This window comes from Nonomuraea sp. NPDC049695, assembly GCF_040674955.1.
GTDB classification, from domain to species: domain Bacteria; phylum Actinomycetota; class Actinomycetes; order Streptosporangiales; family Streptosporangiaceae; genus Nonomuraea; species Nonomuraea helvata.
In genome coordinates, this window is the sequence record NZ_JBFANV010000006.1 from 182,198 (window position 1) to 206,893 (window position 24,696).

Below are 24,696 nucleotides of genomic sequence, written 5' to 3' on the forward strand. Positions count from 1 at the left end.
TGGGACAGAAGAAGAGACCCCCACCCGAGGTGGGGGTCTCAGAAGAGCTGTCAGGCGGCGTTCTTGGGGTCGCCGTGGCAGCGCTTGTACTTCTTGCCGGAGCCGCACGGGCAGGGCGCGTTACGCTCTACGTTGCCGTACGCCGCCCGCTCCGCCGAAGTGGTGCGGACCTTGACGTGCTCGACGTCGCCCTGCTCACCGGGCGCCGAGTATTCGAGCTCGGCCGGCCGCTCGGGCCCGCGCAGCCCGCGCGCGATGATCGAGCGGGTCTCCGCGATGGCCGCGTCCTCTTCCTCGACGATCGGGTTCTCCTGCACCTCCACCTCGAGGTTGAACAGGAACCCGACCGAGTCCTCCTTGATGCCCTCGAGCATCGCGGCGAACATCTCGAAGCCCTCGCGCTGATACTCGATCTGCGGGTCCTTCTGCGCGTAGGCCCGCATGCCGATGCCCTCGCGCAGGTAGTCCATCTCGTAGAGGTGCTCGCGCCACTTCCGGTCGAGGACCGAGAGGATCACGCGGCGCTCCAGGTCGCGCATGGTCTCGGGGCCGAACTCCTCCTCGCGCTTGTCGTACGCCGCGAGCGCGTCGGCCTTGACCTTCTCGGTGATGAACTCGGCGGACAGCTCCTCGCGGGAGCCGGCCTCCTCGATGAGGTCGTCGATCCGCACCGAGATCGGGTAGAGCTCGCCGAACGCCTTCCACAGCTTGTCGAGGTCCCACTCCTCGGCGAAGCCCTCGGAGGTGGCGCCCTGCACGTAGCCTTCGATCACGTTGCCGATGAAGCCGCGCACCTGCTCGTGCAGGTCGGCGCCCTCCAGCACGCGGTGGCGCTCGGCGTAGATGACCTTGCGCTGGCGGTTCATCACCTCGTCGTACTTCAGAACTTCCTTGCGGATCTCGAAGTTCTGCTGCTCGACCTGGTGCTGGGCGGAGGCGATCGCCTTGGAGACGATGTTGGACTCGATCGGCTGGTCGTCGGGGATCTGCAACCTGGTCATGATCATCTCGACCCTGGCCGAGTTGAACAGGCGCATGAGGTCGTCGCCGAGCGACAGGTAGAACCGCGACTCGCCGGGGTCGCCCTGACGGCCGGAGCGGCCGCGGAGCTGGTTGTCGATGCGGCGGGACTCGTGGCGCTCGGTGCCGAGGACATAGAGGCCGCCGAGCTTGGTGACCTCCTCGTGCTCGGCCTTGACCGCCGCCCTGGCCTTCTCCAGCGCCTCGGGGTAGGCCTTCTCGTACTCCTCCGGCGTCTCGACCGGGTCGAGGCCGCGCTGGCGCAGCTCGAGGTCGGCGCGGAACTCGGAGTTGCCGCCGAGCATGATGTCGGTGCCTCGACCGGCCATGTTGGTGGCCACGGTGACGGCGCCCTTGCGCCCGGCCTCGGCGATGATCGACGCCTCACGCGCGTGGTTCTTCGCGTTGAGCACCTCGTGCGGCACGCCGCGGCGCTTGAGCGCCTTGGACAGCCGCTCCGACTTCTCCACCGAGGTGGTGCCGACGAGAACCGGCTGCCCGGCCTCGTAGCGCTGCTTGATGTCGTCGACCACCGCGTCGAACTTGGCGTCCTCGTTCTTGTAGACCACGTCCGCCTGGTCCTTGCGGACCATCGGGCGGTTGGTCGGGATGGGGACGACGCCCAGCTTGTACGTCTGGTGGAACTCGTTGGCCTCGGTGGAGGCCGTACCGGTCATGCCGGCGAGCTTGTCGTAGAGGCGGAAGTAGTTCTGCAGGGTGACCGTGGCGAGAGTCTGGTTCTCGTCCTTGATCTTCACGCCCTCTTTGGCCTCGATGGCCTGGTGCATGCCCTCGTTGTAGCGGCGCCCGTGGAGGATGCGGCCGGTGAACTCGTCGACGATCAGCACCTCGCCGTCGGCGACGATGTAGTCCTTGTCCTTCTTGAACAGCTCTTTCGCCTTGAGCGCGTTGTTCAGGAAGCCGACCAGGTGGGTGTGCTCGGGCTTGTAGAGGTTGTCGATGCCGAGCCAGTCCTCGACCTTCTCGACGCCGGACTCCAGGATGCCGACCGTGCGCTTCTTCTCGTCGACGATGTAGTCGCCGGTGCTCTCCTCGCCCGGGTTCTTCGCCTCGACGCCCTTGCGCAGCCGCGGCGCGATCTTGGCGAACTCCTGGTACCACTTGCCCGACTGCTCGCCGGGGCCGGAGATGATCAGCGGCGTGCGGGCCTCGTCGATCAGGATCGAGTCGACCTCGTCGACGATCGCGAAGTTGTGGCCACGCTGCGCGCACTCCTCCAGCGACCAGGCCATGTTGTCGCGGAGGTAGTCGAAACCGAACTCGTTGTTGGTGCCGTACGTGATGTCGGCCTCGTACTGCTTGCGCCGCTCGTCCGGCTGCTGGCCGGCGATGATGCAGCCGACCTCGAGGCCGAGGAACCGGTGGATGCGACCCATGGTCTCGGCGTCGCGCTTGGCCAGGTAGTCGTTGACCGTGACGACGTGGACGCCCTTGCCGGAGATCGCGTTGAGGTACGCCGGCAGCGTACAGGTCAGCGTCTTGCCCTCACCGGTCTTCATCTCCGAGATGTTGCCAAGGTGAAGGTTGGCGCCGCCCATGATCTGCACGTCGTAAGGCCGCTGGCCGAGCACGCGGCGGGCCGCCTCGCGCACGGTCGCGAACGCTTCGGGAAGCAGATCATCGAGGCTTTCGCCGTCGGCGTGGCGCTGCTTGAATTCGGCCGTCAGCGCGCGCAACTCCGCGTCGGACAGGCTCGTGAAGTCGTCCTCGATGGAGTTGACCTGGTCCGCAATCCGCTTGAGCTTGCGCAGGGTCTTACCTTCGCCGGCACGTAGGATCTTGTCGAGAATGGCACTCACTTTATGTAAAGCTCCTCGCAGGTCTACCCCGGCGGCGTCGCCAGGAGGAGAGGCCGAGACAAACTTCCCCGTTGCCATCGTAGGCGGTTCCGCAACCAGACACAGCCACCGTGCCGACGAGGGCGCCTGACCTGTCTGGGAGAATGGGGCAAGGCAGAGGGTATGCCGGTTGAGAGCCGGCTCGCACCAATAAGCGCGATAACCGGCAAAGGAAGGATTAGCCATGGTTGAGGGGACGAAGTCGGAGCACACGGAGAATCTCGGCAGTCACGGCGGTCGTGCGTCATCGTGGCTGGCGGTGACCGTGATGATCGTGGGCACCGTGGTGGCCGGCTTCGGTCTGACGGCCAGCAACTGGATGTTCGTCTGGGTCGGCGCCGGCGTGTTCGTCGTGGGCGGCATCCTGGCCCTGGTCTTCAACATCACCACCGATGTCGTGATCGACGCGCCGCGCGTGGGCATGCGCGCTGAAGATCACCGCTGACGCGGGCTCCGCAGAGCGGGCACCCGCCCCAACGGGTGCCCTCCCGTCATCCTGGATCCCGGGCGTGTCTCCCGGCGCTCATGCGGCGCTCATGCTTCCCGGCATGTGACACGGCCCACCGGGAGGCGGCCTGATGGGAGGCGGGGCGCCGGGAGGCGGCCCACCGGCGAGGCCGTTTCTGTCGGTCGCCGCCGTTAGATTGCTCGCATGCAACGCCGTACGGATCCCCGCCCATGACCGGTGTCACCGAGCTCACCCCCGACGAGGCACGCCGGATCGTCCTCCGTGCGCAGGGCCTGATCGGCGCCGACGCCCGCAAGGGCGGCGCCCACGCGATGCTGCGCAGGCTGGGCGCCGTGCAGCTCGACACGATCTCGGTCCTGGCGCGCTCCCACGAGCTGGTCGCGTACGCCCGCCTGGGCGCGGTGGGCAGGCCCAAGATCGAGCGGGCCTACTGGCACAACCCCGCCCAGAGCTTCGAGTACTGGTGCCACGCCGCCTGCATCCTGCCCATCGAGCACTGGCCGCTCTATGCGTTCAGGCGCCGGGCATACCTCAAGCGGCGCTACCGCTGGCACGAGGTCCCCGACGGCGTCGACAAGCTTCTCGCGCAGGTCCGCGAGCAGGGCCCGCTCACGACCACCGACGTCGGCGGCGCCAAGAACGGCGGCCCGTGGTGGGACTGGTCCGACTCCAAGATCGGGCTGGAGTGGCTGCTCGACATCGGCGAGCTGGTCTGCAGCCGCCGCGTCGGCTGGCGGCGCGTCTACGACCTCGCCGAGCGTGTGGTCCCGGCCGATCTGCTGGCCGAGGACCTCTCCGACGAGGAGTGCATCAGGCGCCTGGCCGCCGTGGCGGGCCGCTCGCTGGGCGTGGCCAACCGGACCGATCTGCTCGACTTCCTCCGTCTCAGGGGCGAGCAGGCGGCCATCCTCGACGAGCTCCTGCTCAGCGGTGCCGCGGGCCTGGTGCCCGTGACGGTCACGGGCTGGCCGGGCAAGAAGGGCAGGCCCAATGCCTGGGCGGACCCGGCGGCCCTGGAGTCCGAGCCGCGCGGCCGTCACCGCACGACGCTGCTGTCGCCGTTCGACTCCCTCATCTGGCACCGCGGCCGCACCGAGCGCGTCTTCGGCTTCCAGTACACGCTCGAGCTGTACGTCCCCAAGCACAAGCGCGTCCACGGCTACTTCACGATGCCGGTGCTCGCCGGCGGCCGCCTGATCGGCCGCGTCGACCCGGCCCGCGAGGGCACCACCCTGGTCATCAGGCAGCTCCACCTCGAGCCGGGCCTCTCGGCCGCCAAGTGGGCCGACGCCTTGAGCGAGGCCCTGTGGTCGGCCGCCGACTGGGTGGGTTGCGAGACCGTACGCGTCGAACGGGCCGACCCGCCGGAGCTCATCCCCCTCCTGAACGCGCCCCGCTGATCCACCACCCGCCGCCCTCCCGGGGGCGGCCGCCCGTGGCGGTGCCGGGGCAGAGCGAGCACACAGCCGCAGCGGGCTGGGGCCGCATGCCGCGTTTCGGCACAGGCGACAGGGCGACGCCGACCACCACGCCCACGGTCCGCCATCGCCGCCGCCGACGGCAGGCGGGAGTGCGGTGTGACGCGGGACCTCAGGTCGCCGGCAGGGTGACGACCGGTCGGCTCACCGCTTGCGGGGCTGGTTGAAGCGCAGCATGTTGCCGGAGGGATCGCGGAAGGCGCAGTCGCGCACGCCGTACGGCTGGTCGATCGGCTCCTGCAGCACCTCACCGCCCGCGGCGCTGATGCGCTCGAAGGTGGCGTCGCAGTCGTCGGTCTCGAAGATGACACCCCGCAGCAGGCCCTTCGCCAGGAGCTCGGCCATGGCCTCCTTGTCGGCGGGCGAGGCGTTGGGGTCCGCGAGAGGCGGTTCGAGGACGATGCTCACCTCGGGCTGCGACGGCGGGCCGACGGTCACCCAGCGCATCCCCTCGAACCCGACGTCGTTGCGTACCTCAAGGCCGAGAACGTCCCGGTAGAAGGCGATCGCCTTGTCGTGGTCGTCGACGGCGATGAAGCACGTTGAGAGCTTGAGGTCCATGCACGTCACGCTACCGGCGAGGGGTGGTTTTCGCTTCTCCGTTCCGCACCGGGCGTGTGTAGATCTTGGCGATGCAGGCCGGGATGGCGGCGCCCTCGTCATGGGGACGGGCCCGGTACGAGCTCGGGGTCTCGCCGACCAGCTCGGTGAACCGGGAGCTGAACGACCCCAGCGAGGTGCACCCGACCTCGAAGCAGACCTCCGTCACCGACAGGTCGCCCCGCCGCAGCAGCGCCTTGGCCCGCTCGATCCGGCGCGTCATCAGGTAGCTGTACGGCGTCTCGCCGAAGGCGGCGCGGAAGCTGCGGGAGAAATGGCCCGGCGACATGAAGGCGACCTGCGCCAGCGCCGGAACGTCGAGCGGCTTGGCGTAGTCGCGGTCCATCAGGTCGCGGGCGCGGCGCAACCGTACGAGGTCCTCCAACGACGTCACCCGGCCAGCATCCCACAGCACCAGGCGCCGGTGTCGGGGCGACGGGGGCCTGAACTGCTCGGAGAGCCGGGCACGCCCCGCTAGGTGATCTCCAGCATGCGCTCCCGCACGGCGTAGACCACTGCCTCCATCCGCGAATGCAGCTGCAGCTTGTCGAGGATGTTGCGCACGTGGTTCTTCACCGTGTTCTCGGAGATGAACAGCTGCTTGGCGATCTCGCGGTTGTTCATCCCCTTGGCCACCAGCCGCAGGACCTCCATCTCGCGGTCGGTCAGCCGGGGCACGGGGAGCTGGGGCGGGCGCTCGGCCTCCTTGCGGCTCATGTTCGCGAACTCGCTGATGAGCTTGGCCGCCATCGCCGGGTTGATTAACGACTGTCCCTCGTGGACGCCGCGCACGGCGGCCGGCACGTCGTTGATCTGGACGTCCTTGAGCAGGTAGCCGGTGGCTCCCGCCTTGATGGCCTCGAAGAGATCTTCTTCCTCGTCGCTCACCGTCAGCATGATGATGCGGGTGCTCGGGACGGAGGCCTTGATGCCCTTCGTGGCCTCGATCCCGTCCTGCCGCGGCATGCGCACGTCCATGAGGGCGACGTCAGGCATGAGGCGATCGGCTAGTTCGACCGCCTCCTGCCCGTCGCTCGCCTCACCGACCACCTCGATGTCGGGCTCAGCGGCCAGCGCGAGCGCCAGGCTCCGCCGGATCAGCTCGTGATCGTCAACGATCAGCACGCGGATCGGCTCGCTCGATGACGGGCGAGCCTCGCCGGACTCGGTCACGAGGCCTCCTTGGAGTGCCTCGCGACTGCCTTACCCTCGCTTCGCTCGCTCATCTGAACCTGACTGAGCTCGCTCACGTCTCCTCCTCGTCGGGGGGCCAGAGCCGTTGAACCGCCATGATGGCACGTGGCCGCGGTTCTCGGGTGGTCGAGAAGATCTTTTAGCGCGCGATCAGGGCTCTACGAGCCGCAACACGCCGTAGTTATAGCCGCGTCTGGCATAAACGACACACGGTTGGCCGCTCTCCTTGTCACGGAAGAGGTAGAAATCGTGTCCGACCAGCTCCATCTCGAGGAGGGCCTGGTCGATGGTCATGGGTTCCGCCTTGTGGAACTTCTCCCGTACGACGAGCGGCCCTTCGCCGTCCATCTCTATCGGGACGATGTCGTCGTATCGCTGGTCGCTCCGCGCCAGCTCGTCCTCGTCGGGCTCGGCCTGCTGCTTGGGGACGGTGGGCTCCGTCCGGGGCGCCAGGTCGGCGACGTCGGGGAGCGTCGCGGTGATCTCCGCCACCGAGGGCGGGCAGTGGTTGCCGTGATGGACCTTGCGCCGGTCGGCCAGTCTCCTGAGGCGGCCTTCCAGCTTGTCGAGAGCCATGTCGAGGGCTGTGAACCGGTCGTCGGCCGAGGCCTCGGCGCGGATGGCCGGTCCTCGGGAGTGAATGGTGAGCTCGACGCGCTCGCGCTGATCGGCGAGACGCGGGTTGCGTTCCTTGGACACCTCCACATCGACTCGGATGAGTTTGTTGTCCAGACGTTCGATCCTGGCCAGCTTGGTCGTCACGTGGTCTCGGAACCGATCACTCACTCCTGTGTGCCGGCCCTTGACGATGATGTCCATGCAACAGCCCCCCTTTCGGTCTAACGACTGAGCAAGAGCGTCCGACGACGTGCGTGTCGGACGAGGTCTGCTGTCTGCCTTTCTCTCACCGTTACCCTCTTCCGACTCTGTGTCCTCGGGAACTCTGGCGGCACCCGCCCGGCCGACCTGGTCTTCGACCCCACATTCGCCTGCTGAGGGTCTCGCAGCTCTGTCGCCACTACTGCCCTTCTCTTCTGGCGAGGGACATCTGGACCCTCGGGAAGGCAGGACTTACCCCTAAGCCGCACCGTGATCGGTCGACAAAGAGTCGCCTTACGTGGACCGTTTTGCCTGCGGCTGGCATCGGCTAGCAGAGCCGGGATCACCGGCCCTGCGCAACCACGGACCCGAACGGGTGCCATGTCAGAACGCTATCCGTATCCTGGGCGAATGTCAGCCGGAGGATCGACCAAAGGATCACGTACCGTGACTTTCCTGGGGTATATGGAGGGCCATAAATGCCCTATTTAACCGATCGGCAACCCTTATGAGCGCTGGCTTCAGGCCCGCCGAGCAGCCTCATCGCTGCCCTGAGGGAAGTGACATGTGACCTTCAGGTGAGGGTCATGATTTGGATCTTTCTTTACACACAGTGACCGTAATCCTTTTCAAGATCTTCGGCGTGTCGCGGCCACGGTCACCGCCAGCGGCACCCGTACCCCGGCCGACCGCAGCGCCCTCGCGGCCTCCACAAGGGTCGCGCCGGTCGTGACGATGTCGTCCAGGAGCAGCGCACAGGCCGCTGGAGGGCCTTTCGCGGCATCCGGCACCTGGAGTGACCCGGCGAGATTGGAGCTCCTCTCAGCGGAGCTCAGCCCCGCCTGGTCGGCGACCCGCCTCGCCTGGCCGAGGGCTGCCCAGGTCTCGGCCCGCATGCCGAACGCCCGCAGCTGCCCCGTGACGAGCACCGCCAACCGCCCTACCGGATCGTGCCCCCGATGCCGCCGCGTCCGCCGCCCGCTGGGCACCGGCACCACCGCGAACGTCCGGTCCGCCCAGGACGCCCCGGTGCCGCTGAGCGCCCGCACGACGGTGAACGCCGCGGCCTCCGCCAGCACCCCAGCCAACGCCACCGCGCCCCGCTCCTTGTACGCCACGATCACCCTGCGCACCGCGCCTTCGTACGGGGCCGCCGACCAGCAGTCGGGCAGGCCGTGCGGCACGGGCTCGGGCAGCCGCCGCGCCGGGGCGCCGATGAGCTCGGCCAGGCACCCCGGGCAGCACCGCGCCCCTTTGGCGCCGCAGCCGGCGCAGGCCTGGGGCAGGACGAGATCGAGTACGGCGCTCAGCACGCGCATCAGGATGCCGCCCGCGACCGACAATTCCGCGCCGACGACGTTCCGCCCGGTCCCGGCGAGCACGGGGGCGGCCGCAGTGGTGGTGCGGGGGGAGGGGTCAGCCGAGGGGGAAGAGGGGAGAGCCGGCGTCGGACTCGATTTTGACGGTCCAGGACTGCCGGTCCTGATTGAGCTCGTAGATCTTGGTGCTCGGACCCGCGTCGGCCTCAGCCAGAACGCGATCGTCCATCGCCGCCAGCGACGTCACCGGATCGTTCACGTCGTTCAACGGCACCCCCGCGACCTCCCCGTCCCCCACGTTGATCTCGTTGAGCGTCTGCCCGGCCTTGCTCCCCACCAGCACGAGCAGGTGCTCGTCATCGCTCCACGCGACGTCGAGGATCTTGTTGCCCGCCGTGGTGGTGGTCAGCAGCTGGAAGTTCCCCAGCATCGGCCCCGCGGCCTCGCCGGTCAGCGCGCCGATCTGGACGGTGTTCTCCCCCGTCATCACCGCCACCCGCACGCCGTCCCTGGCGATCCTGAGCCGGGTGACGTCCAGGCCGGTCAGCTTGGGGGCGGCCACCCGTTGGGGGCCTTTGCCGCTGGACGGGTCGTACCGCAGCAGGACGGCGTTCTCCTGGTCATAGGTCCACAGGGATCCGTCCCGGTGCCACGTCGGCAGGGTCAGCTTCGCGCCCTGGATGACCTCCTGCCAGTGCCCCTGCGCCGTCAGCCCGGCCACCGAGATGCCGGTCGAGGTCTTCGCGGCGATCTGCGTGCCGTCCTTGGACAGGGCGTAGCCCGAATAGCCCTCGCGCGGCTCCCCCGCCGGGCCGGGCACGGCGACCGAGGGTCCGTCCTTGCCCATGTAGTGGACGGCGCCCTTGGTGACGTAGTAGGCGGTGTCGCTGCTGTCGTCCAGCCACTGATCGTCGGAGTTGGGCGGGTCGACGGAGTACGGCTCGCCGTCCACCTGGATCTCGATGACGCGGCCCTTGGCGATCTCGTTCTTGTTGAGGCTGTACCTGATCTGGGCCTTCAGCAGGGCCTCGGTGCTCGGGTCCAGCGTGTCGATGGGGCCGGAGAGGTTGATCACCACGCGCTCGTCCGACCTGATCGACAGGATCTTGGTGCCGGGCGGGAAGCTCGTCGTCACCGCTCCCTGCAGTGCCCCGGTCGGGTTCTTGAGCAGGCGCTGCAGAATGGCGTGCGCGTAGGTCTCCGTCGGCTTCAGCCGCAGGCGCACCCGGTCGACGACCAGCCTGTCCCGGGTGTTGCCGTTCAGGTAGTAGAGGTTCGTGGCCCGGTACGCGCGCGCCACGTCGGCGTGGGTGAGCAGCAGCCCGTGCAGCAGCTCGTTCGGCAGGCTCTTGACGCGGTAGCCGCCCCCTTGCACCTGCACGAGCTCGAAGGGGGCCTCCCAGGGTCCGCCCGTGGGAACGTACGAGTCGTCCTCGTTGATCCTCGCCACCCACCGGCCCTTGAGCGTGACCTTCTGCGCCGCGCCCGGCTCTTCGCGTGCCGCCGGCGGCACGACCTCGAAGTCGTCCTCGAGCACCGTGACCGGGCCGGAGGCGTTCCACTTGGCCCGTGCCTCGGGCGTCAGGTATTGAGGCAGGACGGTCGGGTCGTCGGCGTAGGCGGCCATGGCGGCCTGCAGGCCCCTGAGGGTCTGCTCGAGCCCCCAGGTCCGCTGGGGCGGGATGGCGATCATCCGCTGGAACGGCTTGCTCAGCGGATCGTTGCTGCCGGTCTCGTTGACGTTGAGCGGCCCGGTCACGGGGATCACGGTGCAGCCGGAGCCCGCCAGGGCCATGGCCGCCACGATCGCGACGGCCGAGGCGAGCCTCCAGGCCCTCGTGACGGAGGCTGGGCGTCTAGTCCTCGTCATGGCCGGTCCCGTCCGCGGACGCCGGCAGCAGCACCGGGGTCATGGCCGTGCGCCACGTACGGCGCATCTCGATCTCCGGCGGCACCAGCGACAGCGGCGAGCCCTTCAGATCGGCCCCGGCGGTCCTGGGCAGCGTCAGCCGGAACTGCGAGCCCTCCCCCGGCTGCCCCCACGCCTGCAGCCAGCCGCCGTGCAGCGTGGCGTCCTCGCGCGAGATGGCCAGCCCGAGCCCGGTGCCGCCGATCGTCCGCGCCCGCGACGGGTCGGCCCGCCAGAACCGGTCGAACACCATCGTGTCCTCGCCGGACTTCAGCCCGATCCCGTGGTCGCGTACGGCGACCGCGACCGCGTCCCTGTCGGCGCCCACGGTGACCACGATGTCCCTGCCCTCGCCGTGCTCGATGGCGTTGAACAGCAGGTTGCGCAGGATGCGCTCGACCCTGCGGTTGTCGATCTCGGCCATGCACGGCTCGTTCGGCAGCCGGAGCTCGAAGCGGGTCGAGTGCCGCTCGGCCAGCGCCTCGGAGTCGGCGATCGCCCGCAGCACCACGTCGCGCACGTCCACGGGGTCGAGGTCGAGCGTGGCGGCGCCGGCGTCGTAGCGGCTGATCTCCAGCAGGTCGGCCAGCATCGACTCGAACCGTTCGAGCTGGGCCTGCATGAGCTCCGCCGAGCGGGCGGCCATCGGGTCGAAGTCCTCGCGGGCGTCGTACAGCAGGTCGGCGGCCATGCGCACGGTCGTCAGCGGCGTGCGCAGCTCGTGGGAGACGTCGGAGACGAACTGCCGCTGGACCTGCGAGAGCTCCTCCAGCTGGTGGATCTTCAAGGCCAGGTTCGCGGCCATCTCGTTGAACGAGTTCGCCAGGCGGGCCAGGTCGTCCTCGCCGCGTACTTTGAGCCGCTCGTCCAGCTTGCCGGAGGCGAGGCGCTCCGCGGCCTGGCGCGCCAGCCGTACGGGAGTGACGACCTGCCGGGCGACGAGATACGCGATGGCGGCGAGCAGCAGCACGAGCCCGAGGCCCACCACGACGATGGCGAGCCGGACGTTGGACAGCAGCTCCTCTTCGTCCGTGAAGGGGAAGAAGTGGTAGACCTCGTAGTTCTCGGCGGTGGACGGCACGTGCACGATGCCGCCGACCACGTACGTGAGCCTGGGCTGGCTCTCCCCGGCGAACTTGATCTGCTCGATCGACCCGACAGCCCTGCCGTACTCGGCGTTCTGCACCTTACGCTGCAGGCTCAACGGCACGTTCAGCGGCACGACGCCGCCGGAGGCCCGCGACTGGCCCGGGGAGGTCTGGTTGAGTATCAGTACGTCGTAGCGCTTCTTGGAGCCGTTCTCGCCCGATCCGGTGACGATGTCCATGACGTCGTCGAGCGGGTTGGCCGCGCCCTTCTTGCCGCTGTCGGCGGGCTTGGCCTGGTCGTCGGCCTCAGGGGTGAGCGCGTCGGCGATCTGCAGGCGGTCGGCGGACGCCTCGCTGGCGGACGAGCGCTGGCTGCTCGACACGACCGACCTGTTGATCTGCTCGGACAGGAACGTGCCGAGCACGACCACCACGATCACGGAGATCACCAGCGTGCTGGTGACCACCTGGAGCTGGAGCGAGCGCCGCCACACGCTCCGTGTCCTGCCCGCCGCACGGCGCACCCGCCGGCGAACGCCGCCGAGAATCTGGCGGAGTGTCCGTCGGCGGGACCTCGTCGTCGTCGGGGGCATGGCAGGGCAGAAGAAAGATCAGGCGGGGCCGGCTTTGTAGCCGACGCCGCGGACCGTCACCACGATCTCGGGGTGCTCGGGGTCCTTCTCGATCTTGGCCCTGAGCCGCTGTACGTGCACGTTGACCAGCCGGGTGTCGGCCGCGTGGCGGTAGCCCCACACCTGCTCGAGCAGGACCTCGCGGGTGAACACCTGGCGCGGCTTGCGGGCCAGCGCCACCAGGAGGTCGAACTCCAGCGGCGTGAGGTTGATCGTCTCCTCGCCCCGCTTGACCGAGTGGCCGGCCACGTCGATGGTGATGTCGCCGATCTGGAGGATCTCGGGCGTCGGCTCGTCGGTGCGGCGAAGGCGGGCCCGCACCCTGGCGACGAGCTCCTTCGGCTTGAACGGCTTGACGATGTAGTCGTCGGCGCCCGACTCGAGGCCGAGGACGACGTCTATCGTGTCGCTCTTGGCCGTGAGCATGACGATGGGAACCCCCGACTCAGCCCTGATCCTCCGCGCGACGTCGATGCCGTCCGCCCCCGGCAGCATCAGGTCGAGCAGGACCAGGTCCGGGCGTGTATCCCGGAACGCGTCGAGGGCCTTGTCGCCGTCGGAGACAAATGACGGCTCGAAGCCTTCCCCTCGCAGCACGATCCCCAGCATCTCGGCGAGAGCGGCGTCGTCATCGACGACCAGCACGCGACCTTTCATGGCCCCTCATTCGTTCTACGCATTGTGGGACATACCCGCACGACCGCTGAAGGTTACCCTTGGTAGGCCCATGAGTGTGACATGAGCCATGCAAAAGGCGAATTTTAGGTCCGCCCCCGCGACCGCTATCTCAGTCTGCGGTAACAGAGCGACTTTCGGCCATCCCTGGGCACGAACCTCGGCCGGATTCGCCGTGAAATGCGGGCAAGATGCGGCGGCGAATCCCCTCGGTGACACCAATGCTCCGTTCAGCGTGCCAGGATTGGGATATGTCAGACGGTCACGGTCCCCCGCCCGAGACGCCATCAGGCTGGTCGGCCGAACAGCCCCCGCCCTACAGCGCCCCGTCGGCCTCCCCGTGGACCGCACCGGGCGCCCAGCAGCAGGTGCCCTACGGGCAGCCGTACGGCCAGCCCCCTCAGCCACAGCAGCCACCCGGACCGGGGCCCCAAACACCATATCCGCCCCATCCGCATCCTCAGCCCGGTTACGGCCACCCGGCTTACCGGCCGGCGCTCAGGCCGGGCATCATCCCCCTGCGCCCGCTGGGGCTCGGCGACATACTCGACGGCACGATCAAGCTGATCCGCTCCAACCCGAAGGCCGTGCTCGGCCTGTCGGCCGTCGCCGCGCTGCTCACCGCGGTGCCGGTGGCCGTGGGCCAGGCGTTCTTCCTCGACCTGTGGGACCCCGAGACGGCGACCTCCACCGGCCAGCTCAGCAGCGCGACCGGCCTGCCCAGCCAGTACGCCGGCACCCTGATCTCGTACGCGATCCAGTTCGTGGTGGTCACCCTGCTGACCGGCGTGCTGACCCGGATACTCGGCCGGGCGGTCTTCGGCGGCAGCCTCAGCGCGGGCGAGGCCTGGCGGCTGGTCAAGGGCCGGGTGCCCGCGCTGTTCGGCGTGGTGGGGCTGATGGCGGCCATCCTCGTGGTGCCGTTGATCGTGTTCGCGCTGCTCTTCGTGGCGATCGTGATGAACGCCTCCGCCGACAGCATCGGCTGGCTGGCCGGGCTGTTCCTGCTGTTCGTCGTCACGTACATCCCTTACTACCTGTTCTTCACGACCCGCTTCGCGTTCGCATCGCCCGTCGCGGTGCTCGAGTCCAGGGGCCCCCTCGACGCCATGCGGCGCTCGTGGAACCTGGTGACGGGCGACTTCTGGCGGGTGCTCGGCATCCTGCTGCTCACGTCCCTGCTGGTCGGGCTGGTCTCGGGCATCTTGTCGGTGCCGTTCACGCTGGCGGGCACGATGTTCGGCATGTTCGGCGCGGACACGGCCGCCACGGCCGTGGTGTCGGCCGTACTGATCGCGATCGGCGGCACGGTCGGCGCCATGATCACCTATCCGTTCCAGGCGGGGGTCGCCGGCCTGCTCTACGCCGACCGGCGCATGCGTAGCGAGGCGTTCGACCTCGTGCTGCAGACGGCGGCCATCGAGCAGCAGCGTCAGGGGTGGGTGCACGCGTCCGCGGACGAGCTCTGGCACCCGTCCAACTCCGCCAGGTCGTGAGCGTGCCCATGGTCGCACTCACCGCGGCCGTCTCCGGGCTGCGGCTCGACACCCCGATCGACCGGGAGGAGGCCGCGCGGAGGGCCGCGGAGGAGCTGCTCAAGCCCGCTTACGAGAAAGAGCCGCTGATCGACCAGATCTACCGGCGGGTCATGCAGTTCCTCGGCGATCTGGTCGACACGGCCTCGAGCGGGGGCTCCACCGGTGGGGTCATCGCCGCCATGCTGATCGTTCTGATCATTCTCGCGCTGATCGTGCTCATCTCGTGGCAGCTCCGCAAGGCCACGCGCAAGAACGCGCTCGCCGTGGGAGGGCTGTTCGGCCAGCGGGCGATGACCGCGGCCGAGCACCGGACGGCCGCCGAGGGGCTGGCCGCCGAGGGGCGCTGGACCGAGGCCATCCAGGAACGGCTCCGCGCCATCGCACGTGACCTGGAGGAACGCGCGCTGGTCGACGGCATGCCCGGGCGCACGGCCGACGAACTGGCCGCGGAGGCCGCCGTCTCGTTGCCGGGGTTCGCGACGAGGCTGGCGGCGGCGGCGCGGTCGTTCGACGACGTGACGTACGGCGGGGTACCGGGGACGCGGGAGGCGTACGAGGTGATGTCCGCCCTGGACGAGCAACTCCGCGAAGCCCGCCCCGTCCCGCTCGCGACCCCGGTCCCGGCCGGCGTCGGCGCGGGCGCCCCGGCCGGCGCCGCGCCGATGGGACCACCTGCCGCGCCGCAGATGGGCCAGCCACCGGGCCCCACCACACCGCCGGTGAACCCGCAACCAGGAGCTCCCCTGCCACCGAGCGGCGCCGCGGAAGGCGCCCGGCCGGCCGTCCCGAGGGACGGGTCGTCGGCGGAAGCGCCCGAACAGCCCGGTGACGGGGCCGGTGGGGCGGCATGAGCGTGCTCACACCACCCCCTGCCGCCGGCGCTCCGGCGCAGGCCGGCGGGTCCTACTCGACCTCCCCCACCGCCCGCTCCACCTGGCGCGGCAGCCGCCTCATCGCGCTGCTCGGCCTGATCATCGTCCTCGTCGCGATCGCCGGCGTGCTGTTCACCCCCCAGCGGGGCCCGTCACGTCCCCTGGACCCCGACGACACATCCCTGGAGGGCGCCAAGGCGCTGGCCGAGGTGCTCAGGTCCCGGGGCGTCGCGGTGGACCGGGTGGACTCCGTACAGGCCGCGGTCGACAGGGCCGCCACGGGCAACCGGCTGCTGCTGATCACGGACATGTCGTACTTCAACGAGTACACCCTGGCCACGATCCCGGGCGACCGGCTGATCCTCGGCGATCAGCCAGGGCTCGACGCCCTGGCCCCCGGTGTGCACAGCGAGCTGGCCCGGGCGCGCACCCGCTCGCGCGAGCCCGAGTGCGGGCTCGCCGCCGCCACGGCCGGCGGCAGCGCGTACATCGGCGGCACCGTCTTCACCGCCCCGGCGGGAGCCACCGGCTGCTACCCGTCCGGCGAGGGTTACGTGCTGGTCAGCCTCCCGAACGCGGGCGGCACCACCACGGTCGTCGGCGACGCGAGCTTCATGACCAACCAGTTCCTGAGCGAGGACGGCAACGCCGCACTCGCGCTCAACCTGATCGGCACCGGCAGGCGCGTGACCTGGCTCGTGCCTCCCGAGAACCCGCCGCCCACCGCGGAGCTGCCGGGCGAGCGGGGCGAGTCGATGTACGACCTGATGCCGGAGAGCATCCGCTGGACGATCTACATGTCGCTCATCGCCCTGGCCGTCACCGCGTTCTGGCGGGGCAGGCGGCTGGGTCCTGTGGTGACGGAGAAGCTGCCCGTCGTCGTGCGCGCGGCCGAGACCGTCGAGGGCCGCGGCAGGCTCTACCGGGCCAGGCGGGCCAGGCAGCGGGCGGCCGACTCGCTGCGCGCGGGCACGATCGACCGGCTCAGGCCCAGGCTGGGACTCGCATCGGGGGCCGGGCCGCAGGAGGTCGTCGCGGCGCTCTCCGCCCGCACGGGGGAGGCCTCCCAGCAGGTCGGCGCGGCACTGTACGGTCCGCCGCCGGCGGACGACGCCGGGCTCGTCGGGTTGGCCGGATACTTGGACTTCATCGAAAGGCAGGTCAGTGAACTCTGAGGAGACTATGCGCGTCACAAGCCTGGGCGACTCGGCCAGAGAGGCGCTGGGCGCGCTGCGTGCCGAGGTGGCCAAGGCCGTGGTCGGCCAGGACGCGGTGGTGACGGGGCTGGTCATCGCGCTGCTGTGCAAGGGGCACGTGCTGCTCGAAGGCGTGCCGGGCGTGGCCAAGACGTTGATGGTGCGCACGTTGTCGGCTGCTCTGGCCCTGGATTTCAAGCGGGTGCAGTTCACGCCGGACCTGATGCCGGGTGACGTGACCGGGTCGTTGATCTACGACGCGAAGACCGCGGAGTTCGAGTTCCGCGAGGGGCCGGTGTTCACGAACCTGCTGCTTGCCGACGAGATCAACCGCACCCCGCCGAAGACCCAGGCGGCGCTCCTCGAGGCGATGGAGGAGCGGCAGGTCAGCGTGGAGGGCTTGGCGCGGCCGCTGCCCGACCCGTTCGTGGTGTGCGCGACGCAGAACCCCGTCGAGTACGAGGGCACCTACCAGCTGCCCGAGGCGCAGCTCGACCGGTTCCTGCTGAAGCTGACCGTACCGCTGCCGCCGCGCGAGCAGGAGATCTCGGTGCTCGAACGGCACGCCCGCGGCTTCGACCCCCGCGACCTGACCGAGGTGAAGGCCGTCGCCACGGCCGAGGACCTCGCACTCGGGCGTGAGGCGGTCTCCAAGGTGCACGTGGCGCCCGAGGTGCTCGGCTACATCGTGGACGTGGCCCGCGCCACCAGGAACTCGCCGTCGCTGCAGCTCGGCGTCTCGCCGCGTGGGGCCACGGCACTGCTGGCGGCCTCGCGGGCGTGGGCCTGGCTGTCCGGGCGCTCGTACGTGACGCCGGACGACGTGAAGGCGCTGGCCAGGCCCGCGCTGCGGCACCGGATCCAGCTCAGGCCGGAGGCCGAGCTGGAGGGCGCGACCGCCGACGGCCTGCTCGACGGCATCCTGGCCTCGGTCCCGGTCCCGCGCTGATGGCACTTTCGGTGGTGGTGCGCTGATGGCTCTCACGGGACGTGCCGGGCTGGTCGCGGCGATCGGGATCGTGGTGGTGCTGCTGGCGCCCCAGCCCGGGGCCGCGCTGGCCGGAGTCTGCCTGCTGCTGGCCGCCGCGATCCTGGTGGATCTGGTGTTCGCCGGGGCCGTGCGCCCGCTGAGGTTCCACCGTTCCGGCGACACGCTCGTACGGCTCGGCCAGCGGGCCACGGTCGAGCTGATCGTCGAGAACCCCGGCTCCAGACGCGTACGTGGCGCGCTCAGGGACGCCTGGCCGCCGTCGGCGGGAGTCACCCCGCGCGTCGCCGACCTGGACGTGCCCAAGGGCGAGCGCCGCAAGATCGTCGTGACGCTCGCTCCGACCAGGCGCGGCGACCGGTCGTCCGTGGCGGTGACCGTGCGCTCGGTCGGTCCGCTGGGCCTGGCCGCCCGCCAGGGCAGCCATCAGGCGCCCTGGTCGGTGCGCGTGCTGCCGCCGTTCCTGTCGCGCAAGCACCTGCCGTCCAGGCTGGCCAGGCTCCGCGAGCTGGACGGCCAGCACCCGGCGCTGGTGCGCGGTCAGGGTACGGAGTTCGACTCGCTACGGGAGTACGTGGTGGGCGACGACGTGCGGTCCATCGACTGGCGGGCCACGGCGCGCCGCCACGACGTCGTCGTACGCACCTGGCGCCCGGAACGCGACCGCCGCGTGCTGATCGTGCTCGACACCGGCCGCACGTCGGCGGGCCGGGTGAGCGACGCGCCGATCCCCCTGACGGGGGCCGCGCAGGGCGGCAGCGGGCTGCTGGTGCGGCCGGATCCGCGCCCGGCGCCCGGCTGGCCGCGGCTCGACTGGTCGATGGACGCGGCGCTGCTGCTCGCCGCGCTCGCCGCCCGGGCCGGTGACCAGGTGGACTTCCTCGCCTACGACCGGGCCGTGCGCGCCTGGGTGAGCGGGGCCTCTCGGACTGAGCTGCTGTCGTCGCTGGTCAACGTGATGGCGCCGATCGAGGCCGAGCTGATCGAGGCCGACTCGCAGGGCATGGTGGCCGCCATTCTGGCGCGGGCCAAGCGGCGCTGCCTGGTCGTGCTGCTCACCGACCTCAACGCGGCGGCGCTGGACGAGGGGCTCATGCCGGTGCTCCCCCAGCTGTCCTCGCGCCACCTGGTGCTGGTGGCCGGGGTGTCGGATCCCCGGGTGGCGGCCATGGCGGGCCGCCGGGAGTCGGCCGAGGAGGTGTACGACGCGGCGGCGGCCGAGCACACCCAGCTCGAACGCCGGCGCATCACGGCGCGGCTGCGGCGGCACGGGGTGGAGGTCGTGGACGCGCCCCCGGAGGACATCGCGCCCGCGCTGGCGGACGCGTACCTGGCCCTGAAGGCGGCGGGGCGGCTCTAGCCCCGTCAGGCGGTCGGGGCGACGTCCGGGGCGCGTTCGAGGTCGCCGGTCTCGTTCTGGCGGAGGGCGCGGCGGCCGAAGACGATCACGTACGTCAGGAACGCCGCCTCGGCGAGTACGCCGATCCCGACGCGCGCCCACGTGGGCAGCCCCGACGGGGTGACGAACGCCTCGATCAGCCCCGACACGAACAGCACCGCGACGAGCCCCAGCGCCACGCTCATCACCGCCCGGCCCTGCTCGGCCAGCGCCTCCGTCCGGCGGCGCGGTCCGGGATCGATGACCGCCCAGCCCAGGCGCATGCCCACGGCTGCCGCCAGGAACACGGCGGTCAGTTCCAGCAGGCCGTGCGGCATGATCAGGCCGAAGAAGATGTCCAGCTTGTCGCGGGAGGCCATGAGACCGCCCGAGACGCCGACGTTCTCCGCGTTCATGTAGAGCATGTACGGGATCGGCAACCCGAGCAGCACCGAAGAAATGATCACCTGCGCGGAGACCCACGCGTTGTTCACCCACACGTGGCCGGCGAAGGACGCGGCCGGGTTCTCCGAGTAGTAGTCGGAGAAGTCGTGCTCGACGAGCTGAGTGATCTGGTCAGGCGAGGCGATCGACGACTGCACGTCGGGATTGGCGGCCACCCAGGCGCCCATCACCCACGCCACCACCGTGAACGCCACCGCGCTTACCAGCCACCACCACCGCGCCCGGTAGGCCACCACGGGGAACGACACCGTGAAGAACCGCACGAACTCCCGCCAGGCAGGCGTGTGCGCGCCGGTCACGGCGGACCTGGCTCTGGCCACCAGCGCCGACAGCCGCCCGGTCAGCATCGCGTCACTGGACGAGGAGCGCACGATGGACAGGTGCGTCGACACCCGCTGATAGAGGTCGACCAGCTCGTCCACCTCGTCGCCGGTCAGCGACGAGCGGTGCTTGACCAGGTGGTCGAGCCGGTCCCACACGGGGCGGTGTGCTGTGATGAACGCATCGATGTCCACCCGAACATTCTGGCCGCTCAGTCAGTGCGACATAGCCGTTAGGCTCCATATATGTCAGAGGTTGTGACCGGCGACGCGGTCGTCGTCGAAGTGCGGGTCGCTCAGATGCCCTCGCGCGCGCTGGCGATCATCATCGACATGGCCGTCCAGTTCACCGTGCTGATCGCCGCCTATGCGATCTTGGGTGCGTTCGCGGCCATCTCGGACTCCGCCGCGTTCGGGGCCGCGATGATCGTGCTCGTGGTGCTGGTGCTGGTCGGCTACCCCGTGATCTTCGAGACCCTTTCCAGGGGGCGCAGCCTCGGCAAGCTGGCACTCGGGCTGCGGGTGGTCGGCGACGACGGTAGCCCCGAGCGTTTCAGGCAGGCGCTGTTCAGGGGCCTGGCCGGGGTCGTGGAGTTCTGGATGTTCTCCGGGGCTCCCGCGCTGATCTCGTCGCTGGTCTCGCAGCGGGGCAAGCGGCTCGGCGACATCTTCGCGGGCACCATAGTGATCTCCGAGCGGGCGCCGCGCGACCGCGGGCAGTTCATCGAGATGCCGCCGCCGCTGATGACCTGGGCGGCCACGCTGGAGCTCTCCCAGCTGCCCGACGAGGTGGCGCAGGCCGCCAGGCAGTACCTGTCGCGATGGCACGACCTGTCGCCGCAGGTCCAGCATGAGATGGGGGTGCGGATCGCGACCCAGGTGGCGGCGTTCGTCTCGCCCGCCGCGCCGGGCGGGGTGCCGCCGCACGCGTACCTGAGCGCCGTCCTGGCCGAGCGCCGCAGGAGGGAGCAGATGCGCCTCGCGCTGCGCACCGGCAACGGCCTCGCACACCAAGGCCCGTATCAGCAGCCGGGCCCGTACCAGCCTCCGGTTCCGAACCCTTACCAGCAGCCGGCGCCAGGCCCGTACCGGCAACCGGCTCCGGCGCCGTACCAGCCGAACTACCACCACGTTCCGGCCGCGCCCGCGCCGGAGCCGCCGAAGGCGACTCCGGGCGGGTTCGCGCCGCCTCAGTGAGGACGACGCTTGCGCGGGTGACCCGTCAGTCGTGCCAGCCGTTCCGGTACGACCCCTGGGTCTGCACATTCAGCCGGTCGGTACGGACGCCCCTGGCGCTGTCCGTGAGCGGATCGTTGATCCTGATGACGTCGAGGCCCTCGTGGAAGTCGGCCCCGTAAATGTAGCCGTTGTAGTAGTACGCGGACCAGATGCCGCCGCCACCGCCCGCCGAGCGGGGACCGCGCTCGAAGTAGCCGATCTCCCTCGGGTGGGCCGCGTCGGTGAAGTCCCAGACCGAGAGCCCGCCCATGTACCAGGCCTGGACCATGATGTCCCGGCCCTTGACGGGGATGAGCGAGCCGTTGTGCGCCACGCAGTTCTCGCTGTCGGCCTGGTAACGCGGGATCTTGAAGTAGCTCTTGAACGTGAACTGCCCGTTCGAGATGTCATAGATCGCGTCCGCGCCGCGGTTCGGGCCGGTCGCCTCGTTGCAGGTGGCCGCGCCGCCGCCGCCGAGTTCGTCGGTGAAGACGACCTTCTTGGCGTCGTTGCTGAAGGTGGCCGAGTGCCAGAACGCGAAGTTCGGGTCCGTGGTCCTGGCGGTCACCTTCGGGTTCAGCCGGTCCGAGATGTCGAACAGCACGCCGTCACCCATGCACGCGCCCGCCGCGATGTCCTTCTCGGCGTAGGCGGTGATGTCGTGGCAGCCGCTGGTCGGCAGCAGCAGGCCCGGCTGGGTCTCGTTGCCGCCGTCAGGGAAGATCACCGGGGTGGACGCGACCGCGGCCGAGGCCGGGTCCTTGAGCGGCACCTTGATGATCGAGATCTTGTCGTGCGGCGGCTGGCAGTCGGGGAAGTTCGCCGCCGGCAGGTAGGACGAGACGTAGATGTAGACGTTCTTGTACTGGTCGCGGCCCTTGCCCGGCACCAGGGTCAGGGTGTGGGAGCCGCAGTTGGTCTCGACCGACTTGATGTACTTCGGACTGGCCTTGTCGGAGACGTCGAAGATCCTGACGCCCTCCCAGGCCTCCTTGTGGTCGGCGGTCAGCCCCGTGCTGTTGCACGAGTCGTCGCTGCGCGAGGAGTCGACGGCGGTGAACAGCAGGTTGCCGTAGACGGTGACGTCCATCTGGGCGCCGGGGCAGACGACGGAGCTGACGGGCTTGGCCTTCTTGGGGTTGCGGATGTCGTAGATCGAGAAGCCGCCGTAGTTGCCGACGTACGCGTAGTCGCCCTGGAACGCGATGTCGGTGTTGATCGTCGAGGCGATCGGGGCGGGCTTGGGGATGTTCAGCACGTGGGTCACGTTGGGGCTGTTGACCACGGCGTCGGGCGGTGGGATGTCGGCGGCCATGGCGGGCATTCCCGTCAGCGCTAGCGCGACGGCTGCCGCGGCCACCACGAGGGCGCGGCGCGGATTGGACACTCCGGAGCCTCCTAGATCGTGTGTCCGGACATGACGAAGGCGGCGAGGACCCGCGCGGGGCCCTCGCCGCTTGACCATCAGTGGCCGCGTTCGGGATACGACGCCTGGGTCTGCGCGTTCAGGGAGCGCATCCGCACGCCGTTCGCCCGGTTGGTACGCCAGTCGTTGATCTTCAGGACGTCCAGGCCCAGGTTGAAGTCGGACCCGTAGATGTAGCCGTTGTAGTAGTACGCCGACCAGAAGCCGCCGCTGAGCGCCGGCGCGGTGCTGTCGGGGCCGCGCTCGAAGAAGGCGATCTCCTGCGGGTGCGCCGAGTCGGTGAAGTCGACCACCGAGATCCCGCCCTGGTACCACGCCTGCACCATGATGTCCCGGCCCTTGACGGGGATGAGCGAGCCGTTGTGCGCCACGCAGTTCTCGCTGTCGGCCTGGTAGCGCGGGATCTTGAAGTAGCTCCTGAACTGGAGCTGCCCGTTCACGATGTCGTAGTACGCGTTGGCGCCCCGGTTCGGGCCGATGGCCTCGTTGCAGGTGGCCCTGGTGCCGCCGCCGAGCTCGTCGGTGAAGATGACCTTCGTGCCGTCGTTGTTGAAGGTGGCCGAGTGCCAGAAGGCGAAGTTCGTGTCATCGCGCACCTTGGCGGTGACCTTGGGCTGCTCGGGGTCGCGGATGTCGAGCAGGATGCCCTCGCCCATGCAGGCGCCCGCGGCGATGCCCTTCTCCGGGTAGGCCGTGATGTCGTGGCAGCCGGTGGTGGCGGACTTGCCGTCGGGGTACGGCAGCGGGAGGCCGGGGTTGCCGCCGTCGGGGAAGAGGTTCGGCGTCGCGATCACCGTGGCGGCCGTCGGGTCACGCAGCGGCACCTTGACGATCGAGATCAGGTCGTGGGGCGGCTGGCAGTCGGGGAACGACGCGTTGGGCGCGTAGGAGGAGACGTAGAGGTAGACGCTCTCGCGCCTGCGGTCGGGCACCAGCGTGTGCGTGTGGGAGCCGCAGTTCGTCTCGACCGACTTGATGTACTTCGGGTTGGCCTTGTCAGAAATGTCGAAGATGCGGATGCCCTCCCACGACTCCTTGACGGAGGCCGGCTGCGAGGTGCTGCTGCACGAGTCGTCGTTCCTCGAGGAGTCCACGGAGCCGAACAGCAGGTTGCCGTAGACGGTGACGTCCATCTGGCCACCTGGGCAGACCACCGAGCTGACCAGCGACGTCCGCTTCGGGTTCCTGATGTCGTAGATCGAGAAGCCGTAGTAGTTGCCCACGTAGGCGTAGTCGCCCTGGAAGGCCATGTCCGTGTGGATGTCGGCCAGCGCCTCGGGCTTGGGCACGTTGGTGACGTGCTGGATGTTGGGGCTCATGACGATCTCGCCGGGCGCCGGGATGTCCGCGGCCTGGACCGGTAAGGTGACGCCGCCCAGCAGCGCTACCGCCGTGACCAGGGTGAGGGCCCTGCGGAGGGTGAACACTCGGGATCCTCCTATAAAGGGGGCATAAATCTACGTCATCCTCGCTTCTCCGGCCTCAACAAGCCAGCAGACAACTTGTCAATTTTTGTTCCTGTTCGCCCCCTTTGAATTTGTCCACTTATGGCCTAGAGTGCGCATTCTCGACCGAGTCAGTCAGGGAGGTTGGGTGCGCGCCGCGCTCATAGTCGTCATGGGCACGGTCGTTGCCCTCTCAGGCTGCAGTTCCCCACCGCAGGCCCCGCGCGCCGACTCGACCGCGCCGGTGATCGCTCCCGGCCGTCCCGGCGATCAGGCCAAGACGCTGTCGCCGAGCGAGGCCGCCACCGCCGTCCCCGCGCCCACCGCCAACGCGGCCGACATCAAGTACGTCCAGGACATGATCGTCCATCACCGGCAGGCCCTGGACATGTCCCTCCTCGCGCCCAGCAGGGCCGACTCGGCCAAGCTGAAGAGCCTGGCCGGCCGGATCAAGGACGCCCAGGGTCCGGAGATCCAGTTCATGACGACCTGGCTGCAGGAGCAGCAGCAGACGGTGCCCGACCACCACGCCGCCCACGCTGGAATGCCGGGAATGGCCACGCCTGAGCAGATGGAGGCGCTGAAGGCGGCCACGGGCAAGGACTTCGACCGGATGTTCCTGCAACTCATGATCAACCACCACCTTGGGGCGATCAAGATGTCGGAGCAGGTGCTGACCAGCGGCTCCCACATCCGGGTGGAGGAACTGGCCACGGACGTCAGCGTGACCCAGGCGGCCGAGATCCGCCGCATGCAGGAAATGCAGTCCGCCCTTTGACCCGCTCTCG

21 protein-coding genes are annotated in these 24,696 nt (G+C 69.5%); 9 read left to right on the top strand and 12 right to left on the bottom strand.

The genetic code is table 11. The features are described from left to right. Positions 1–50: 50 nt before the first annotated feature. Positions 51–2,840 (bottom strand): preprotein translocase subunit SecA, encoded by a 2,790-nt coding sequence (gene secA / locus AB0J64_RS08280; protein ID WP_364022585.1) that lies wholly within the window; start codon positions 2,838–2,840, stop codon positions 51–53. Positions 2,841–3,063: 223 nt separating this feature from the next. Between secA and AB0J64_RS08285 the strand changes: the two genes are divergently transcribed. Together AB0J64_RS08285 and AB0J64_RS08290 are read left to right on the top strand one after the other, a co-directional pair. Beyond that, positions 3,064–3,324 carry an HGxxPAAW family protein gene (locus AB0J64_RS08285; RefSeq protein ID WP_364022588.1) on the top strand — a complete coding sequence of 87 codons (261 nt, stop codon included), beginning with the start codon at positions 3,064–3,066 and terminating at the stop codon, positions 3,322–3,324. Between the two features lie 233 nt (positions 3,325–3,557). After that, positions 3,558–4,748 carry a crosslink repair DNA glycosylase YcaQ family protein gene (locus tag AB0J64_RS08290; protein WP_364022591.1) on the top strand — a complete coding sequence of 397 codons (1,191 nt, stop codon included), beginning with the start codon at positions 3,558–3,560 and terminating at the stop codon, positions 4,746–4,748. 222 nt (positions 4,749–4,970) lie between these two features. Here the strand turns inward: AB0J64_RS08290 and AB0J64_RS08295 are convergent, their stop codons facing one another. The 8 genes from AB0J64_RS08295 to mtrA form a co-directional block, all read right to left on the bottom strand. Continuing rightward, on the bottom strand, positions 4,971–5,387 hold the full coding sequence (locus tag AB0J64_RS08295; RefSeq protein ID WP_364022594.1) for a VOC family protein: 417 nt from the start codon (positions 5,385–5,387) through the stop codon (positions 4,971–4,973). Between the two features lie 10 nt (positions 5,388–5,397). Continuing rightward, complete coding sequence (locus AB0J64_RS08300) at positions 5,398–5,772, bottom strand: helix-turn-helix transcriptional regulator (RefSeq protein ID WP_364022716.1); 375 nt, start codon at positions 5,770–5,772, stop codon at positions 5,398–5,400. 128 nt (positions 5,773–5,900) lie between these two features. After that, entirely contained in the window at positions 5,901–6,599 is a 699-nt protein-coding gene (locus tag AB0J64_RS08305) for a response regulator transcription factor (RefSeq protein WP_357609805.1), read from the bottom strand. Between the two features lie 171 nt (positions 6,600–6,770). Then, positions 6,771–7,439, bottom strand: coding sequence for a ribosome-associated translation inhibitor RaiA (gene raiA, locus AB0J64_RS08310; protein ID WP_364022598.1), 669 nt, complete (start codon positions 7,437–7,439; stop codon positions 6,771–6,773). Between the two features lie 629 nt (positions 7,440–8,068). Further along, positions 8,069–8,821 (bottom strand): ComF family protein, encoded by a 753-nt coding sequence (locus AB0J64_RS08315; RefSeq protein WP_364022601.1) that lies wholly within the window; start codon positions 8,819–8,821, stop codon positions 8,069–8,071. A 34-nt stretch (positions 8,822–8,855) separates the two neighbouring features. Beyond that, positions 8,856–10,628: an LpqB family beta-propeller domain-containing protein gene (locus AB0J64_RS08320; protein WP_364022604.1), complete on the bottom strand. Its 1,773-nt coding sequence runs from the start codon at positions 10,626–10,628 to the stop codon at positions 8,856–8,858. Then, the gene (mtrB, locus tag AB0J64_RS08325) at positions 10,615–12,249 is read right to left on the bottom strand and encodes an MtrAB system histidine kinase MtrB (protein ID WP_364022607.1); all 1,635 of its coding nucleotides are present in this window, start codon (positions 12,247–12,249) and stop codon (positions 10,615–10,617) included. Before mtrB ends, AB0J64_RS08320 begins: the two co-directional genes overlap by 14 nt. A 117-nt stretch (positions 12,250–12,366) precedes the next feature. After that, entirely contained in the window at positions 12,367–13,044 is a 678-nt protein-coding gene (gene mtrA / locus AB0J64_RS08330) for an MtrAB system response regulator MtrA (protein ID WP_043620615.1), read from the bottom strand. 269 nt (positions 13,045–13,313) lie between these two features. Here mtrA and AB0J64_RS08335 point away from each other — a divergent pair, with 269 nt between their 5' ends. From AB0J64_RS08335 to AB0J64_RS08355, 5 genes are read left to right on the top strand one after another with little or no spacing between them, the layout of a single operon-like run. Next, a complete protein-coding gene (locus AB0J64_RS08335; RefSeq protein WP_364022610.1) occupies positions 13,314–14,558 on the top strand; it encodes a glycerophosphoryl diester phosphodiesterase membrane domain-containing protein in 1,245 nt (414 codons plus the stop codon). A gap of 8 nt (positions 14,559–14,566) precedes the next feature. Beyond that, the gene (locus AB0J64_RS08340) at positions 14,567–15,451 is read left to right on the top strand and encodes a DUF4129 domain-containing protein (protein WP_364022719.1); all 885 of its coding nucleotides are present in this window, start codon (positions 14,567–14,569) and stop codon (positions 15,449–15,451) included. Beyond that, positions 15,448–16,647 carry a DUF4350 domain-containing protein gene (locus tag AB0J64_RS08345; RefSeq protein ID WP_364022613.1) on the top strand — a complete coding sequence of 400 codons (1,200 nt, stop codon included), beginning with the start codon at positions 15,448–15,450 and terminating at the stop codon, positions 16,645–16,647. The genes AB0J64_RS08340 and AB0J64_RS08345 overlap by 4 nt, the downstream gene beginning before the upstream one ends. Positions 16,648–16,654: 7 nt before the next feature. Next, positions 16,655–17,617, top strand: coding sequence for a MoxR family ATPase (locus AB0J64_RS08350; protein ID WP_364022616.1), 963 nt, complete (start codon positions 16,655–16,657; stop codon positions 17,615–17,617). A gap of 25 nt (positions 17,618–17,642) precedes the next feature. Beyond that, positions 17,643–19,016, top strand: coding sequence for a DUF58 domain-containing protein (locus AB0J64_RS08355; RefSeq protein WP_364022619.1), 1,374 nt, complete (start codon positions 17,643–17,645; stop codon positions 19,014–19,016). 5 nt (positions 19,017–19,021) lie between these two features. On the opposite strand, the gene AB0J64_RS08360 is transcribed toward AB0J64_RS08355, so the two are convergent. Further along, entirely contained in the window at positions 19,022–20,014 is a 993-nt protein-coding gene (locus AB0J64_RS08360; RefSeq protein WP_364022621.1) for a stage II sporulation protein M, read from the bottom strand. A 51-nt stretch (positions 20,015–20,065) separates the two neighbouring features. On the opposite strand from AB0J64_RS08360, the gene AB0J64_RS08365 reads away from it, so the two are divergent. Beyond that, a complete protein-coding gene (locus AB0J64_RS08365; protein WP_364022624.1) occupies positions 20,066–21,016 on the top strand; it encodes an RDD family protein in 951 nt (316 codons plus the stop codon). A 25-nt stretch (positions 21,017–21,041) separates the two neighbouring features. On the opposite strand, the gene AB0J64_RS08370 is transcribed toward AB0J64_RS08365, so the two are convergent. Both AB0J64_RS08370 and AB0J64_RS08375 read right to left on the bottom strand, forming a co-directional pair. Continuing rightward, positions 21,042–22,424: a hypothetical protein gene (locus AB0J64_RS08370; protein ID WP_364022627.1), complete on the bottom strand. Its 1,383-nt coding sequence runs from the start codon at positions 22,422–22,424 to the stop codon at positions 21,042–21,044. Between the two features lie 77 nt (positions 22,425–22,501). Continuing rightward, positions 22,502–23,890 carry a hypothetical protein gene (locus AB0J64_RS08375; RefSeq protein ID WP_364022630.1) on the bottom strand — a complete coding sequence of 463 codons (1,389 nt, stop codon included), beginning with the start codon at positions 23,888–23,890 and terminating at the stop codon, positions 22,502–22,504. 166 nt (positions 23,891–24,056) lie between these two features. Between AB0J64_RS08375 and AB0J64_RS08380 the strand changes: the two genes are divergently transcribed. Next, entirely contained in the window at positions 24,057–24,686 is a 630-nt protein-coding gene (locus AB0J64_RS08380; protein WP_364022632.1) for a DUF305 domain-containing protein, read from the top strand. The last annotated feature ends 10 nt before the right edge of the window (positions 24,687–24,696 follow it).

Excerpts from the sequence above, each read along its gene's own strand:
- AB0J64_RS08285 (WP_364022588.1), top strand. The coding sequence starts at position 3,064 with ATGGTTGAGGGGACGAAGTCGGAGCACACGGAGAATCTCGGCAGTCAC.
- AB0J64_RS08290 (WP_364022591.1), top strand. The coding sequence starts at position 3,558 with ATGACCGGTGTCACCGAGCTCACCCCCGACGAGGCACGCCGGATCGTC.
- AB0J64_RS08295 (WP_364022594.1), bottom strand. The coding sequence starts at position 5,387 with ATGGACCTCAAGCTCTCAACGTGCTTCATCGCCGTCGACGACCACGAC.
- AB0J64_RS08300 (WP_364022716.1), bottom strand. The coding sequence starts at position 5,772 with ATGGACCGCGACTACGCCAAGCCGCTCGACGTTCCGGCGCTGGCGCAG.
- raiA (WP_364022598.1), bottom strand. The coding sequence starts at position 7,439 with ATGGACATCATCGTCAAGGGCCGGCACACAGGAGTGAGTGATCGGTTC.
- AB0J64_RS08320 (WP_364022604.1), bottom strand. The coding sequence starts at position 10,628 with ATGACGAGGACTAGACGCCCAGCCTCCGTCACGAGGGCCTGGAGGCTC.
- mtrA (WP_043620615.1), bottom strand. The coding sequence starts at position 13,044 with ATGAAAGGTCGCGTGCTGGTCGTCGATGACGACGCCGCTCTCGCCGAG.
- AB0J64_RS08335 (WP_364022610.1), top strand. The coding sequence starts at position 13,314 with ATGTCAGACGGTCACGGTCCCCCGCCCGAGACGCCATCAGGCTGGTCG.
- AB0J64_RS08340 (WP_364022719.1), top strand. The coding sequence starts at position 14,567 with ATGGTCGCACTCACCGCGGCCGTCTCCGGGCTGCGGCTCGACACCCCG.
- AB0J64_RS08345 (WP_364022613.1), top strand. The coding sequence starts at position 15,448 with ATGAGCGTGCTCACACCACCCCCTGCCGCCGGCGCTCCGGCGCAGGCC.
- AB0J64_RS08350 (WP_364022616.1), top strand. The coding sequence starts at position 16,655 with ATGCGCGTCACAAGCCTGGGCGACTCGGCCAGAGAGGCGCTGGGCGCG.
- AB0J64_RS08355 (WP_364022619.1), top strand. The coding sequence starts at position 17,643 with ATGGCTCTCACGGGACGTGCCGGGCTGGTCGCGGCGATCGGGATCGTG.
- AB0J64_RS08365 (WP_364022624.1), top strand. The coding sequence starts at position 20,066 with ATGTCAGAGGTTGTGACCGGCGACGCGGTCGTCGTCGAAGTGCGGGTC.